The 14,013-nt window shown below is 73.3% G+C and carries 15 protein-coding genes; 7 read left to right on the forward strand and 8 right to left on the reverse strand.

All coding sequences use genetic code 11. The features are described 5' to 3' along the window. Positions 1-3: 3 nt before the first annotated feature. Positions 4-825, forward strand: coding sequence for an NAD(P)H-binding protein (locus tag AB0H75_RS25480; protein WP_367800111.1), 822 nt, complete (start codon positions 4-6; stop codon positions 823-825). Between the two features lie 133 nt (positions 826-958). Here the strand turns inward: AB0H75_RS25480 and AB0H75_RS25485 are convergent, their stop codons facing one another. Then, positions 959-1,621: an acVLRF1 family peptidyl-tRNA hydrolase gene (locus AB0H75_RS25485; protein WP_367800113.1), complete on the reverse strand. Its 663-nt coding sequence runs from the start codon at positions 1,619-1,621 to the stop codon at positions 959-961. 151 nt (positions 1,622-1,772) lie between these two features. On the opposite strand from AB0H75_RS25485, the gene AB0H75_RS25490 reads away from it, so the two are divergent. Beyond that, entirely contained in the window at positions 1,773-2,090 is a 318-nt protein-coding gene (locus AB0H75_RS25490) for a hypothetical protein (protein WP_367800115.1), read from the forward strand. After that, the gene (locus AB0H75_RS25495; protein ID WP_367800116.1) at positions 2,072-3,568 is read left to right on the forward strand and encodes an aminotransferase class V-fold PLP-dependent enzyme; all 1,497 of its coding nucleotides are present in this window, start codon (positions 2,072-2,074) and stop codon (positions 3,566-3,568) included. Before AB0H75_RS25490 ends, AB0H75_RS25495 begins: the two co-directional genes overlap by 19 nt. Before the next feature lie 35 nt (positions 3,569-3,603). On the opposite strand, the gene AB0H75_RS25500 is transcribed toward AB0H75_RS25495, so the two are convergent. The 7 genes from AB0H75_RS25500 to AB0H75_RS25530 all read right to left on the reverse strand — a co-directional run bounded on the left by AB0H75_RS25500 (position 3,604) and on the right by AB0H75_RS25530 (position 9,315). Next, the gene (locus tag AB0H75_RS25500) at positions 3,604-4,209 is read right to left on the reverse strand and encodes a response regulator (RefSeq protein ID WP_367800117.1); all 606 of its coding nucleotides are present in this window, start codon (positions 4,207-4,209) and stop codon (positions 3,604-3,606) included. Further along, a complete protein-coding gene (locus tag AB0H75_RS25505) occupies positions 4,206-5,324 on the reverse strand; it encodes a histidine kinase (RefSeq protein ID WP_367800119.1) in 1,119 nt (372 codons plus the stop codon). Before AB0H75_RS25505 ends, AB0H75_RS25500 begins: the two co-directional genes overlap by 4 nt. Continuing rightward, complete coding sequence (locus AB0H75_RS25510) at positions 5,321-6,055, reverse strand: ABC transporter permease (RefSeq protein ID WP_367800121.1); 735 nt, start codon at positions 6,053-6,055, stop codon at positions 5,321-5,323. The genes AB0H75_RS25505 and AB0H75_RS25510 overlap by 4 nt, the downstream gene beginning before the upstream one ends. Next, positions 6,055-6,939: an ABC transporter ATP-binding protein gene (locus tag AB0H75_RS25515; RefSeq protein WP_367800123.1), complete on the reverse strand. Its 885-nt coding sequence runs from the start codon at positions 6,937-6,939 to the stop codon at positions 6,055-6,057. Before AB0H75_RS25515 ends, AB0H75_RS25510 begins: the two co-directional genes overlap by 1 nt. A 101-nt stretch (positions 6,940-7,040) precedes the next feature. Next, complete coding sequence (hisG, locus tag AB0H75_RS25520; RefSeq protein ID WP_367800125.1) at positions 7,041-7,886, reverse strand: ATP phosphoribosyltransferase; 846 nt, start codon at positions 7,884-7,886, stop codon at positions 7,041-7,043. A 63-nt stretch (positions 7,887-7,949) separates the two neighbouring features. After that, entirely contained in the window at positions 7,950-8,213 is a 264-nt protein-coding gene (locus AB0H75_RS25525; protein WP_020547470.1) for a phosphoribosyl-ATP diphosphatase, read from the reverse strand. 127 nt (positions 8,214-8,340) lie between these two features. After that, positions 8,341-9,315 carry an acetylxylan esterase gene (locus AB0H75_RS25530; protein WP_367800127.1) on the reverse strand — a complete coding sequence of 325 codons (975 nt, stop codon included), beginning with the start codon at positions 9,313-9,315 and terminating at the stop codon, positions 8,341-8,343. Between the two features lie 239 nt (positions 9,316-9,554). On the opposite strand from AB0H75_RS25530, the gene AB0H75_RS25535 reads away from it, so the two are divergent. From AB0H75_RS25535 to AB0H75_RS25550, 4 genes are all read left to right on the forward strand, one after another. Then, positions 9,555-10,613, forward strand: a complete 1,059-nt coding sequence (locus AB0H75_RS25535) for a LacI family DNA-binding transcriptional regulator (protein ID WP_367800129.1) — start codon at positions 9,555-9,557, stop codon at positions 10,611-10,613. 216 nt (positions 10,614-10,829) lie between these two features. Beyond that, a complete protein-coding gene (locus tag AB0H75_RS25540; protein ID WP_367800131.1) occupies positions 10,830-12,089 on the forward strand; it encodes an extracellular solute-binding protein in 1,260 nt (419 codons plus the stop codon). Positions 12,090-12,117: 28 nt separating this feature from the next. Beyond that, positions 12,118-13,026: a carbohydrate ABC transporter permease gene (locus AB0H75_RS25545; protein ID WP_367800133.1), complete on the forward strand. Its 909-nt coding sequence runs from the start codon at positions 12,118-12,120 to the stop codon at positions 13,024-13,026. Then, the gene (locus tag AB0H75_RS25550) at positions 13,026-13,997 is read left to right on the forward strand and encodes a carbohydrate ABC transporter permease (protein ID WP_367800135.1); all 972 of its coding nucleotides are present in this window, start codon (positions 13,026-13,028) and stop codon (positions 13,995-13,997) included. The genes AB0H75_RS25545 and AB0H75_RS25550 overlap by 1 nt, the downstream gene beginning before the upstream one ends. The last annotated feature ends 16 nt before the right edge of the window (positions 13,998-14,013 follow it).

The raw sequence follows: 14,013 nt of genomic DNA on the forward strand, positions 1-14,013 counted from the left end.
GGGATGATCGTGATCACCGGGGCCACCGGCACCGTCGGGCGGGCGCTGGTGGAGCGGCTGCGCGGGCACGACGTGCTCGCTGTCGCCCGCCGGCCCGCCGACGACCTGGGGTGCGCGCACGCGCCGGGCGACTTCGAGCGGCCGGAGACGATCGGGCGGCTGCTGTCGGCCGGCGACCGGCTGTTCCTCAACAGCTCGCTGTGGCCCGGCTTCGTCGCCGCGCACCGGGCCGTCATCGACCTCGCGGCGCGGGCCGGCGTCGCCCAGGTGGTGACCGTGTCCGTGCGCGGCGCCCGGCCCGGGCGCAGGCTCGGCGGCGGCATGCACGGCGAGGTGGACGCCCACCTGCGGCGCTCGGGCGTGCCGTACGCGATCCTGCAGCCGACCGGGTTCATGCAGAACCTGCCGGGCGAGATCAGGGACGGCCGCTTCCACGGGTCGTACGGCCCCAAGGAGGTCAACTACATCGACGCCAGGGACATCGCCGACGTCGCGGCGGCGCTGCTCACCCGGCCGGTGGGGGCGAGCGGCGACCACGTGCTCACCGGGCCGGAGTCGCTGTCGCACGAGGGCATCGCCGAGCGCGTCACCGCCGCCCTCGGCCGCCCGGTCCGTTACGTGGACCTGCCGGTGCCGGAGATGGCGGCCCACCTGGAGCGGCAGGGCCTGCCGAGCCCGCTGGCGGCCGAGCTGGCCGCGCTGATGGCCGAGACGGGCGACGGCCGCTGGGCCTCCACCACGGCGGCGGTCGAGGAGATCACGGGGCGGCCACCGCGCACCCTGGAGCGGTTCCTCGCCGACCACAGGGCGGCCTTCGCCTCCTGAAGCGGCCTCGCCTCCTGAGCCGCCTTCACCTCCTGAGCCTTCTGAGTCGCCTTCGCCTCCTGAGCGCCACCGCCCAGCCCCGTCAAGCGCCCGGCCCCGTCAGGCGGGCGGCCTCGTCAGGCGGGCGGCCCCGTCAGGCGGGCGGCTCCGGGTCCACCACCCGGACGCGCAGCGCGCGGAAGGTGGCCGGCGTGTCGCGGAGCACGGCCAGCTTCGGGTCGGGCACCACGAGGAACGGCTCGGACTCCAGCGCCAGCAGGGGCGCCAGCCGCCGGTCGCCGCGCAGCGCGTCCACCGCCCGGCGGTCGCCGCCGAGCACGACGGCCTCCAGCTCCCCCAGATGCGGCGACAGCACCCGCACCGCGGTCTCCACCGCGTCGTCGAACGCCTGGGCCGCCTGGTTGCTCCGCCGCCGGGCGAAGCGCTGCTGCGACCAGCCGCCGGCCGCCGTGCGCCCCTGCACCAGCCGCGAGCCGACCTTGGAGGCCACCAGCGCGCCGCCGTGGAAGACCCCGGCGGCGTACCCGCCGAGCCGGACCAGGAACACGCCCACCCTGCGCTCGGCGCGGGCGTGCGCGACCAGCCTGCTGACGTGCGGCGGCCCCGGCGTCATGGGCGGGAACGGCACGTGCAGCTCGGCCAGGGCGCCGTCATCGGCCCGCAGCCGCACCACCCGCTCGTCGCCGCTCGCCGTGAACGGCCCGTGCCGCTCGGCGAACCCGTCGATCCACGGGTGCACCCGCTCCGGCGGCACCACCACCCACCGGCCACCGCCCCTGGCCGGACGCCCGCTCATGTCAGGAAGGCTAGCCGACCCCGCTCCCGCCGGTGCCCCGCCACCCCGGCACGGAACCGAAGGGGAAATGTCGGTTAAATCTGATTCGTAGGTCTTCTGTGCGCCCGAGCCGTGCCGGCCCCTTGCTCCGGGCCGGGCCGGGCCGCTGCCGATGACGCTGGAGCTGCCCGTCCACGCGGCGCTCCCCGGGGCGGGCGCGCTCGCCCCGCTGCACGGGGCGGACCGGCACCCGCGCGAGGCCGTCCTCCTGCTCACCGGGCCGTGCCACGAGCAGGACCGGCCGTTGCGGAAGATCGGGCTGGACGGCCTTCGGAACCTCGGCTACCTGCTCGGGTCCACCGGCGCGGGCTCGTACGGGGCGCCGCAGGAGCTGCTGGTCCCCGCGGTGACGCCGCCCGCCGCCGCGATGCGGCCGCCTCCCGGGACGCCGGCCGCGTCTACGACGACCTGGTGGTCACCGACGAGATGAACCGCTGCCTCGGCATCGTCCGCGTCGCGGACCTGGCCAGGGAGGTGACCGCGGCCGGCGCCTGGCGGCGGCGCGAGCCCGATCGTCACCGGATCATGCTGGGCCGCGGGCCTCCGTACGGCTATGAAGGAGGCATGCCCCAGAACAGACGGGCCCTGAACAGACGGGCCCTGCTCGGCACGGGACTGCTGGCCGGGGTCGCGGCCTGCACGCCCGCCCAGCCGCAGGCCCCCTCCGGCCCCGCCCCCTCCGGATCCGCCGCGCCGCACGCGGGCGGCGCCGCCTTCGACCCCCAGGACTGGGCCTCCGTCCGCGCCCAGTTCGCGCTCGACCCGGCCTACGCCCAGTTCGCCGCGTTCGTCCTGGCGCCCGCTCCGGCCCCGGTACGGGAGGCCGTCCGCACCTACCGCGACGGCCTGGACGCCGACCCCGAGTACGTCCCGCCCGGCGGCGCGGAGCCCGACCAGACCGTCCGCGAGGCCGCGGCCCAGTACCTGGGCATCCCGACCAGGCCGGGCGACATCGCCCTCACCGACAGCACGACGATGGGCCTCGGCCTGCTGTACTCGGGCGTCCGGCTGCGCCCCGGCCAGGACGTGCTGACCACCGAGCACGACTTCCTGGCCACCCACGAGGGCCTGCGCCTGCTGGCCGAGCGTACGGGGGCGAAGGTCCGCAGGGTCCGCCTGTACGACGACCCGGCCACCGCCTCCGCCGACCGGATGGTGGAGGCCGTCAGGAAGGGCCTCGGCCCGCGGACCCGGGTCGTGGCGCTCACCTGGGTGCATTCGAGCACCGGCGTGCGCGTCCCGGTCCGGGCCGTCGCCGACCTGCTGGCCGAGGTCAACCGGGGCCGCGACGAGCACGACCGGGCGCTGCTGTGCGTGGACGGGGTGCACGGGTTCGGCGCGCTGGCCGACGGGCCGGGCGAGCTGGGCTGCGACTTCCTGGTGAGCGGCACCCACAAGTGGCTGTTCGGGCCGCGCGGCACCGGCATCGTGTGGGGCGGCGACTGGAAGGCGATCTCGCCGGTCATCCCGAGCTTCAGCGGGGCCGCGTTCGACGCCTGGCAGGGCCGGGCGCCGGGGCCGAGCACGGCCGAGCTGGTCACGCCGGGCGGGTTCAAGGCGTTCGAGCACCGGTGGGCGCTGCCGCGGGCGTTCGCGTTCATGTCGGCCATCGGCAAGGACCGCGTGCAGCGCCGCACCCAGGAGCTGGCCACGCGGCTCAAGGCGGGCCTGCGCGAGCTGCCCTCCGTCACGCTCGCCACGCCGGTGGCGGCGGAGCTGTCGGCCGGGCTGGTGTGCTGCTCGGTGAGCGGCATGGAGCCGTTCGAGGCGGTCCGGCGGCTGCACGAGCAGAAGGTGGTGGCCAGCGTGACGCCGTACAACCCGCCGCTGCTGCGCTTCGGCACCAGCATCGTCACCACCCCGGAGCAGGTGGACCAGGCGATCAGGGCGGTGGCGGCGCTGCGCTAACCGGCCGGGGGCGTCAGAGCCAGCCCGCCGGGGCGTCAGAGCCAGCCCTGGGTGCGGGCGCGCTGCACGGCCTCGATGCGGTTGCGGGCGTGGGTCTTCTGGATGGCCGAGGACAGGTAGTTGCGCACGGTGCCCTCCGACAGGTGCAGCCGCCCGGCGATGTCGCCGATGGTGGAGCCGTCCGCGGCGGCGGCCAGCACGTCGCGCTCGCGCCCCGACAGCGGGTTGGGGCCGGCGCTGAGCGCCGCCGCGGCCAGGCCGGGGTCGATGACCCGCTCCCCCGCGTGCACCCGCCGGATGGCCGCCGCCAGCTCCCTGGCCGGGCTGTCCTTGACGAGGAAGGCCACCGCCCCGGCCTCCATGGCCGTACGCAGGTAGCCGGGGCGCCCGAACGTGGTCAGGATCATCACCCGGCAGCCGGGCACGTCCCGGGTGATCGCTGCGGCGGCGGCCAGGCCGTCGACGCCGGGCATCTCGATGTCGAGCAGCGCCACGTCGGGCCGGGCCCGCGCGGCGACCTCGACGGCCTGCGCGCCGTCGGCGGCCTCGCCGACGACCTCGATGTCCGGCTCCAGGCCCAGCAGGGACGCCAGCGCGCCGCGCACCATGCCCTGGTCCTCGGCCAGCATCACCCGGATCACGCGGGCACCTCCACCCGCAACCGGAACCCCCGCCCGGCCGGCCCGGCCGTCATGGCGCCGCCCGCCCCGGCGACCCGCTCGCCCAGCCCCGACAACCCGTTGCCCATCCGGTACGGCCCCGCGCCGCGTCCATCGTCCATGATCTCCAGGATGGCGTGCCCGTCGCCGTGCGTCACCCTGATCTCGCAGCAGGCGGCCCGCGCGTGCCGCACGACGTTCGTGGTGCCCTCGCGCACCGCCCAGGCCAGCAGGCTCTCCGCCGGCTCCGGCAGGGGCGTGCCCGTCACCTGCACGCGGGCCCGCACGCCCGCCGCCGCCAGCACGGACCTGGCGCCGTCGAGTTCCTCGGCCAGGCCGTGCCGCCGGTAGCCGGTGACGGCCTCGCGCACCTCCGACAGCGCCTTCCTGGCGACGTTCTCGATGTCCATGACCTCCCGCCGCACCTCGGGCGAGCCCTCGGCCAGCCGCCCGGCCAGCTCGCTCTTCAGCGCGATCAGCGACAGGCTGTGGCCGAGCAGGTCGTGCAGGTCGCGGGCGATGCGCAGCCGCTCCTCGGCGGCGGCCAGCCGGGCCATCTCGTCCTGGGCGCGGCGCAGCTTGAAGGCCAGCGTCCGGGTGTTGCGGACGCTGATGAACAGGATGCCGAGCGTCACCACCTGGAGGCCGAGGATGATGATGGACTCGGGGCTGCTGCCGTGCAGCAGGCCGCCGCCGACGACCACGGCCAGGCTGGTGGCCAGGCCCACGAGCGCCCACGCGGGCGGCAGCGCGAACCCGTACAGCACGACGGTGAAGACCGGCAGGCTCAGCCAGGAGCCGCCGATCACCAGCGCGCCGGTGATCCCGAGCGCGGTGGTGACCGCGAGCAGCGGGTAGGTCCAGCGGTTGCGCTCCACGAAGCTCCTGGCGCTCGCCACCGTCGCCAGGAAGGTGGTGACGAAGACCGCCAGCAGCAGTCCGGCCCAGAGCGCCCGGGTGCCGGTGATCGCGCCGGTCGCGATCTCCGCGACGGGGAAGACCAGGTAGACCAGCCCGACGGAGATGCCGAGCAGCCGCCGCGCCAGTGACGGCCGCTCGTCCTCCCTGCCGAAGCTGATGCGCTCGGCGAAGCTCATGACCGAACGGTAGCCCGCCGGTAGAGGTAGGCGGCGGCCAGGCCGAGCACCACTCCCCATCCGGCGACGACCAGCACGTCGGCGAGCTCGACGCCGCCCCCGCCGACCACGCTCCAGCCGAGCGCCGCGTAGTGGTAGGACGGAGTGACGTCCGCGACGGCCTTCATCGTGGACCCGAAGACCTCCGGCGGGAACCACAGGCCCCCGGCGAGGGCCAGCCCGAACATGCACAACATCGCGGCGGGCTGGGCGGCGTCGGCCGACAACATCGAGCCGATGGCCAGCCCGAGCGCGATGAACGGGATCGTGCCCAGCCACATGGCCAGCAGCAGCCCCAGCCAGCGCGCGGGCGGCATCGACACGTGCTGCTGCACGATCGCCACGACGCTGACCAGCAGCAGCGACGGCAGCACGAGCAACATCGCGGTCCACAGCTTGGTGGCGACGATCGCCCAGCCCGGCAGCGGGGTGATCTGCAGCTGGCGCAGCCAGCCGGACTGGCGCTCGGTGGCCCAGGGCACGGCCGAGCTCATCATGGCCGAGGCCAGCGCGCCGTAGGCGGCCATCGACACCATGAGGACGACGTTGTAGGCGACGCCCTGGTCGTCGGTCTGCTTGCCGTAGATGTTGGCGTTGATCAGGTAGAGCAGGACGGGGAAGGCCACCACGAAGATCAGGTAGCGCCGGTTGCGCAGCATGCGCAGCGCCTCGGTCTTGGCGTAGTAGAACATCAGGACTCCCGGGTGAGGGCGAGGAAGGCGGCTTCGAGGTCGGCCCCGGACAGTTGCACGTGCCGCACGTCGAGCGTGGTGCCGCGGTAGAGCGCGGCCAGGGTGGCGTCGGGGTCGGCGGTGTGCAGGGTGACCGCGCCGTCGGCGATCTCGACGGCGGTGACGCCGGGCAGCCGGTCCAGCCCGGCGGAGGGCTGCCCGCCGAGGGCGAAGCGGACGGTCTGGCCGCCCACCCCGGCCTTGATCTCGGCGGCGGTGCCGTCGGCGGCCAGCCGGCCGCGGGCGATGACCACCACCCGGTCGGCGTGCGCGTCGGCCTCCTCCAGGTAGTGGGTGGCGAACAGCACGGTGCGCCCGCCGGCCGCGTAGTCGTGCATGCCGGCCCAGAACCGCAGCCGGGACTCCACGTCCATGGCGGCGGTCGGCTCGTCGAGCAGCAGGATCTTCGGCGCCCCCGCGATGGCCAGGGCGAAGCGCACGCGCTGGGCCTGGCCGCCGGACAGCTTGTTCGCCCGCCGGCCGGCCAGCCCGGTCAGGTCGGCCAGCTCCAGGACCTCGTCCAGGGGCAGCGGGCGCGGGTAGAGGCGGCGGACGAGGTCCACGAGCTCCTTGACGCTCAGCTCGGGGATGAGCGCGCCCTGCTGGAGCATCGCGCCCATCTCGCCGTCGCGGACCACCTCGTCAGGGGTGCGGCCGTGCACCGAGACGCGGCCGGAGGTGGGGCGCAGCAGGCCGAGCAGCAGGCTGATGGAGGTGGACTTGCCGGCGCCGTTGGGGCCGAGCAGGGCCACGGTGGAGCCGGGCTCGACGGCGAGGGAGAGATCGTTGACGGCGAGCACGTCCCCGTAGTGCTTGCTGACGCGGTCGAACGTGATGGCGTTCATGTCTGAAACGCTAGGGTCACGGCCGACGCCCGGTAAGTGCGATCCTTCCGGCTTCGGCCGTGACATTTGTCAGGGGTGCCCTCCGCGGCGGAGGGCGGGCGTCAGAGGCGGCAGGCGTAGATGTCGGTGACCAGGATGGCCCGCGCGCCGATGTCCCAGAGCTGGTCCATCACCTGCTGGTGGCCCTTGCGGCGGACCATCGCGCGCACCGCCACCCAGCCCTCGCGGTGCAGCGGCGAGACGGTGGGCCCCTCCATGCCGGGCGTGAGCGCGATGGCCTCCTCGATGCGCTCGGCCCGGATGTCGTAGTCCATCATGACGAAGTCGCGGGCGTGCACGACGCCCTGGAAGCGTCGGACGAGCTGGCCCTCGCCGGCCGTCTCCGGCGCGCCCTGCCGCTTGATCAGCACGCCCTCCGAGCGCATGATCGGGTCGCCGAAGACCTCCAGGCCGACGTTGCGCAGCGTGGTGCCGGTCTCGACGACGTCGGCCACGGCGTCGGCCACACCGAGCCTGATGGCGGTCTCGACCGCGCCGTCCAGCTTGATCACGCGGGCGTCCACGCCCTGGTCGGACAGGTATTTCTCCAGCAGCCCCGCGTAGGAGGTGGCCACCCGCCGGCCCTGGAGGTCTTTGACCGAGGTCATCGTGCCGGCCGTGGCGGCCAGGCGGAAGGTGGAGCCGCCGAAGCCGAGCGGCATGATCTCCTCGACCGGCGCGCCGGAGTCGACGAGCATGTCGCGGCCGGTGATGCCGACGTCGAGGGTGCCCTCCCCGACGTAGACGGCGATGTCGCGGGGGCGCAGGAAGAACAGCTCGCAGCCGTTGTCCTGGTCGACCACGACCAGCTCCTTGCTGTCGCGGCGGGGCCGGTAGCCGGCCTCCTTGAGCATGGCCTGGGCGGCCTCGCTGAGCGCGCCCTTGTTGGGTACTGCCAGACGCAGCATGTCGGTCCTCGTTCGCTCTCGTGCTTGTCCAGGTCGGGGACGGCGGCGGGCGCGGCGCGCGCCCTAGAGATGCTTGTAGACCTGGTCGAGCCCGATGCCCTTGGCGATCATGAGCACCTGCACGTGGTAGAGGAGCTGGGAGATCTCCTCGGCCGCCCTGTCGTCTGACTCGTGCTCGGCCGCCATCCAGCTCTCGGCGGCCTCCTCGACGACCTTCTTGCCGATGGCATGGACGCCGGCGTCGAGGGCGGCCACGGTGCCCGAGCCGGCGGGCCGGGTCCGGGCCTTCTCTGACAGCTCGGCGAACAGCTCTTCGAAGGTCTTCATGGTCTCTCTCGTCGGTCGGATGACGTGCCTGACAAGCCTAGTCTGCGGGAGCGGATGACGCCGCCCCGATTCCGCCACGCGAGACGCCGCCCGCCGGCCGCCCGGCCGGCCGCCCCTGGCCGTGCGGTCAGCCGAACGCCTTCCTGGCCCGCGCGACGCGCTCCAGGGCGTGCGCCGACTCGCCGCCCTCGTGCCCGTTGTACGGGTACACCCGGATGTCCTTCTCCCCCGCGTAGTGGTTGTAGGCGGCGAACACCGTGGACGGCGGCGTGATCCCGTCCTGCAGCGCGACCGAGAACAGCGCGGGCGTGGCGGCGCGGGCCGCGAAGTTGACCCCGTCGAAGTAGGCCAGCGTCGCGAACACGTCCTCCACCCGCTCCCGGAACGCCCGGCAGTAGGCGGCGATCTCGGCGTACGGGTACTCGCCGGTGATCTCGGTGGCGTGCCTGATGTGGCACATGAACGGCACGTCGACGAGCGCGCAGGCCAGCTCGCCGGTGACCTCGTCGGCCAGCGCCGAGACGGCCAGGGCGATGGCCCCGCCCTGGCTGGCGCCGCCCACCGCGACCGGGCCCACCCCGGGATGCGCCCGCGCGGCCTCCACCGCCCGCACGGCGTCGGTGTAGAGCCGCCGGTAGTAGTAGTCGGCCGGGTCGTGCACGCCGCTGGTCATGACGCCCGGCGTCTGCGGCCCGGTGCCGGGGTACGGGTCGGGCGTGTCGCCGCGCCGCCAGCCGCCCGCGCCCTGGCCCCGGCTGTCCATGGCGAGCACCGCGTAGCCGACGCTGGGCCACAACAGCCAGTCGATCGGCAGGCCGCGCCCGCCGCCGTAGCCCTGGTACTCCACCACGCACGGCACCGGCCCCGCGGCCTGGCGGGGCAGCAGCAGCCAGCCCTTGACCGGGTGGCCGCCGAAGCCGGCGAAGGTGACGTCGTACACGTCGGCGACGGTCAGCTCCGAGGGGACGGGGACGAACGCGGCGGCGAGGTCGTGGGCGCGGGCCTCGGCGAGCGTGCGCCGCCAGAAGGCGTCGAAGTCGGCCGGTTCGGCACGCTCGGGAAGGTACTCGCGGAGCCGGGCGAGGGGCATGTCGACGAACATCTGCGCTCCTGCGTACGCATCGGACAGGGTGTGCTCACCGTACGCGCACCCGCCGCGCGGCCGCCCGCAGATCCGATGACTGCGCCGGCCGCCCGGAACTCCCGGGGGCTTGTCCGCGAACCCGTTTCCGGTTTATGAACCGGAAAAGCATTGTGCCCCTACCGAGGCGGGCATTGTCAATGTCGCTGATACGGTTCAGCGATGTGTCGCGCGCGGCGGGGACGCGGAGAGGAGCACGCGTGAAGAGGCCGACGATCGCCGACGTCGCCCGGCGGGCCGGCGTGTCCAAGGGCGCCGTCTCCTACGCGCTGAACGGCCGCCCGGGGGTCTCGGCGGAGACCAGGGCGCGCGTCAGGGCCATCGCCCAGGAGCTGGGCTGGCGGCCCAACCTGGCCGCGCGCTCGCTCAGCGGCGCCCGGGCCGACGCCATCGGCCTGGTGCTGTGCCGGCCCGCGCGCTTCCTCGGCGTGGAGCCGTTCTTCATGGAGCTGATCAGCGGCGTCGAGGACGAGCTCGCGGCCGGCTCGTGCGCGCTGATGCTGCAGGTGGTGCCCGACCACCAGGCCGAGATCGCCCTCTACCGGCGCTGGTGGGGCGAGGGCCGGGTGGACGGCGCGATCCTGGTGGACCTGCGCGCCGCCGACCCCCGGGTGCCGGTGGTGGAACGGCTGGGCATGCCGGCGGTGGTGGCCGGGCACCCGTCGGGCGCGGGCTCGCTGCCCGCGGTCTGGTCGGACGAGGCCGCCGTGCTGCGCGAGGTGGTCGGCTACCTGGCGGCGCTCGGCCACCGGCGGGTGGCCCGGGTGGCCGGCCTGCCGGCGCTGCTGCACACCAGGATCAGGGACGAGGCGTTCGCGCGCTGCTGCGCGGCGGCCGGCCTGGCGGGGCATCCGGTGGCGCACACGGACTACACCGGCGAGGAGGGGGCGCGGGCGACCCGCCTGCTGCTCAGCGCGCGGCCGCGGCCCACGGCGATCGTCTACGACAACGACATCATGGCGGTGGCGGGCCTGTCGGTGGCCCAGGAGATGGGCCTGGACGTGCCGACCGCGCTGTCCATCGTGGCCTGGGACGACTCGCCGCTCTCCCAGGTGGTCCGGCCGCCGCTGACGGCCGTCACGCGGGACGTCCCCGCCTACGGCGCGCACGCCGCCAGGGTCCTGCTGCGCGTGGTGCGGGGCGAACAGGTGCGGGGCGAACAGGTGCGGGGCGGGCGGGACGGAGGAGGGCCTGGCGGCGCCCAGGAGCCGCCCGCGCGCCTGCTCCCCCGGGGGAGCACCGCTCCGTTTTCATCGTGACCGGATTTTCCGGCGGCCGCGTAACCGGAGGTCATCACCGTTGTGAACGGCCGGGAACGCGCTCTCTTAAAAAACTCCCTATTGTGGCTTACCCGCTTAAGTGATGAGATCCGCTCCGCACGGACAATTGGGCGCCGGTCATGGGACCCGCAGGCACATCCGCACGTCCGCCGGCGCAAGTCCGGCGCCCATCCGACGGAGAGATCGGATGGCCTCATGCGACGAACCCTGGCAGCGTGCAGCACGGTCCTGGTGGCGGCCCTGAGCGCGGCCTGCGCCACCAGCGGCCAGACCCAGACCCGGCAGGCCGACCAGAACGCCCCCATGACCCTGTCCTTCTGGTCCACGGGCGGCGACGACGAGACGGCGACCTTCCAGAAGGCGGCCGACCTCTACCACCAGAAACATCCCAACGTGACGGTCAAGGTGCAGACCCTGTCGTGGGACGACGCCTACGCCAAGCTCCTGGCCGCGGCCACCAGCCGCACCGGCCCCGACATCCTGTCCGGCGGCATGACCTGGACCATCCAGTTCGGCGCCCGCGGCGCCATGGTGGACCTGCGCGAGCACGGCATCGAGGCGCTCAAGGGCCAGGCCCAGCCCGCCCAGTGGGAGTCGGCGGTCTCCCCCGACGGCTCGGTGTACGGCGTGCCGCTCGACATGTCCACCTTGGCCCTCTACTACCGCACGGACCTGCTGAAGGAGGCCGGGATCGCCGCCCCGCCCAGGACGTGGCAGGAACTGGTGGACGACATCGGCAGGCTCAAGGCGGCCGGGGTCAAGAAACCTTACAGCCAGGACTGGGGCAACCTGGACTGGATCGGCTACTTCAACTACCTCTACCAGGCCGGCGGCACCTTCTACACCCCCGACTGCAAGCCCTCACTGAACACGCCGCAGGCCGAGCGGGCGCTGACGTACTGGGTGGACCTCTATCGCGAGCACGGCGTGCCCACCGCCACCGTCGAGGGCTCCGACGCGCTGGACACCGGCACCGCGATGGTCGTCGCCGGCAACTGGATCGCCCTCGGCATCGACGCCAACAAGCCGAAGCTGAAGGGCAAGTGGGCGCTGGCGCCGCTGCCGGCCGGGCCCGCCGGTCCCACCACGTTCATCGGCGGCCGGGCGATCGGCGTGACCTCCTTCAGCAAGTACGCCAGGACCGGCGCGGACTTCGTCAAGTTCATGTACAGCGACGAGGCCATCGCCGCCGTCTCCGGCGAGGCCAGGAAGCGCAACATCTCCTACATCCCGCCGCGCCCGGACAAGATCGTGGGCGGCTCGACGTTCACGCCGGACCAGGCGCGGGTGTTCGCCGAGGCGATCGGCACCGGCAAGGCGGCCCCGGGCTGCCCCGGCTGGGACGAGAGCGCCTCGGACGTCGCCAAGCAGCTCCAGTCGGCCATCCTCGGCAAGTCGGACGTCAGGACGGCGCTGGCCGAGGCGGCCAAGGTCATGGAGCGCAACGCCGGATAGCAGCCCGACGGCCGATAGGAGTTCGACAATGGCGGGTCCCGCCCCCCTCGGCAGCAGGCTGCGCCGCTACGGCACCTCGTACGCGATGCTGCTGCCCTTCCTCGCGCTGTTCGCGGCGTTCCTGCTCTGGCCGCTGGCCAACTCGCTCTACCTCAGCTTCACCCGGTTCGACGGCGTCAACCCCGCCGTCCTCACCGGCCTGGACAACTTCACCCGGCTCGCGGGCGACGCCCGCTTCCGGCACGCGCTCGGCAACACCGCCCTGTACGTGGCCGGGTCGGTCGTGCTCGGCACCCTGCTGTCGCTGGGGCTGGCGCTGGCCTTCAACGGCACGAGCTGGCCGCACCGGGTCATGCGCACGCTGTTCTTCCTGCCCTCGGTGACCTCCTCGATCGCGCTCATGCTCATGTGGAAGTGGGTGCTGTTCCCGAGCGAGGTGGGCCTGGCCAACACGGTCGTGAGCTGGTTCGGCGGCGCGGCCGTGCCCTGGCTGGCCACGCCGGCGCTGACCATCCCGATCCTGGTGCTGATGTCGGTGTGGGGCGGCATGGGGTACGGCATGGTGCTGTACGTCGCCGGGCTCGGCTCGATCCCCGAGGAGTTCTACGAGGCGGCCAGGATCGACGGCGCCTCGGCCTGGCAGCGATTCCGCCACATCACGCTGCCGCTGCTGCGGCCGGTGACCACGTACGTGGTGGTGACCGGGCTGATCGGGGCGTTCCAGGTGTTCGAGGCGGTCTACATCATCTTCCGCGGCACCAACAACATCGGCGGCGTGCTCGACTCGGCGCTGATGATCGTGCCCTACCTCTACGACCAGGGGTTCACCCACTTCAAGCTGGGCTACGCCTCGGCCATCGCCTGGGTGCTGTTCCTGATCATCTTCGTGCTCAGCCTCGTCAACCTGCGCGTCGGGCGCGCGATGAAGGAGCTGTGATGGCCGTCCCGCTGGACACGACCGCCCCGGCGGGCCCGGCCGGCCCGGCGCGGCGGGCGCGCCACGAGCAGCCCCGCGCCGGCGGCGGGCGGGCCCGGGTCAACCGGCACCTGCTGCGCCTGCCGTTCTACCTGCTGTCGCTGACCATGGTGGTGCCGTTCTACTGGCTGATCATCACGGTGCTGAAGCCGCCGGCCGAGCTGGGGAGGGTGCCGCCGTCGTTCGTGCCGCGCTCGCCGTCGTTCGTCAACTTCTACGATCCCGAGTACACCGCGGAACGGGTCAACCCGGGCCATCTGCAGGGCGTGTTCCAGCGTTTCCACGTGGACTTCGGGTTCTGGCGGTTCCTGTTCAACAGCGTCCTCGTCACCACGTCGATCACCGTGGGGTCGCTGCTGATCTGCTCGCTGGCGGCGTACGTGATCGCCAAGCACCGGATCAGGGGGCGGCGGATCATCTTCCTGATGATCATCGCGTCGATGATGGTGCCCTGGCAGACCACGCTGATCCCGAACTACGTGATCATGCGTAACCTGGGCTGGCTGGACACCTACACCGCCTACATCGTGCCGGCGCTGGCCAAGGCGTTCGTGCTGTTCTTCCTGGTGCAGTTCCTGCAGTCGGTGCCGGACGAGCTGATCCAGGCGGCGCGGGTGGACGGCGCCGGCGAGTGGCGGATCTGGTGGAAGATCGTGCTGCCGCTGCTGCGGCCGGCGCTCGCCGCGATGTCGATCTTCATCGTGCTGGCGGAGTGGAACAACTTCCTGTGGCCGCTGGTGATCGTGCAGAGCGACGAGATGGCGAACCTGCCGGTCGCGCTGGCGCGGCTCAACTCCTACTTCGGGGCGCCGGACCAGCAAGGGGCGATCATGGCGGGCGGGTTCATCGCGTCGGTGCCGACGATCGTGTTCTTCCTGGTCTTCCAGAAGTACTTCACCCGGGGGATCGCGCTGAGCGGCCTCAAGGGCTGACCCCCGGCACGCGAAC

The sequence above is a fragment of the Nonomuraea sp. NPDC050783 genome, assembly GCF_040802095.1.
Lineage (GTDB): Bacteria > Actinomycetota > Actinomycetes > Streptosporangiales > Streptosporangiaceae > Nonomuraea.

What these genes read in the sequence shown, in the direction of transcription:
- AB0H75_RS25480 (WP_367800111.1), top strand. Translation starts at nt 4, where the DNA reads ATGATCGTGATCACCGGGGCCACCGGCACCGTCGGGCGGGCGCTGGTG.
- AB0H75_RS25485 (WP_367800113.1), bottom strand. Translation starts at nt 1,621, where the DNA reads ATGAGCGGGCGTCCGGCCAGGGGCGGTGGCCGGTGGGTGGTGGTGCCG.
- AB0H75_RS25490 (WP_367800115.1), top strand. Translation starts at nt 1,773, where the DNA reads ATGACGCTGGAGCTGCCCGTCCACGCGGCGCTCCCCGGGGCGGGCGCG.
- AB0H75_RS25505 (WP_367800119.1), bottom strand. Translation starts at nt 5,324, where the DNA reads ATGAGCTTCGCCGAGCGCATCAGCTTCGGCAGGGAGGACGAGCGGCCG.
- AB0H75_RS25510 (WP_367800121.1), bottom strand. Translation starts at nt 6,055, where the DNA reads ATGTTCTACTACGCCAAGACCGAGGCGCTGCGCATGCTGCGCAACCGG.
- AB0H75_RS25515 (WP_367800123.1), bottom strand. Translation starts at nt 6,939, where the DNA reads ATGAACGCCATCACGTTCGACCGCGTCAGCAAGCACTACGGGGACGTG.
- hisG (WP_367800125.1), bottom strand. Translation starts at nt 7,886, where the DNA reads ATGCTGCGTCTGGCAGTACCCAACAAGGGCGCGCTCAGCGAGGCCGCC.
- AB0H75_RS25525 (WP_020547470.1), bottom strand. Translation starts at nt 8,213, where the DNA reads ATGAAGACCTTCGAAGAGCTGTTCGCCGAGCTGTCAGAGAAGGCCCGG.
- AB0H75_RS25530 (WP_367800127.1), bottom strand. Translation starts at nt 9,315, where the DNA reads ATGTTCGTCGACATGCCCCTCGCCCGGCTCCGCGAGTACCTTCCCGAG.
- AB0H75_RS25540 (WP_367800131.1), top strand. Translation starts at nt 10,830, where the DNA reads ATGCGACGAACCCTGGCAGCGTGCAGCACGGTCCTGGTGGCGGCCCTG.
- AB0H75_RS25545 (WP_367800133.1), top strand. Translation starts at nt 12,118, where the DNA reads ATGGCGGGTCCCGCCCCCCTCGGCAGCAGGCTGCGCCGCTACGGCACC.
- AB0H75_RS25550 (WP_367800135.1), top strand. Translation starts at nt 13,026, where the DNA reads ATGGCCGTCCCGCTGGACACGACCGCCCCGGCGGGCCCGGCCGGCCCG.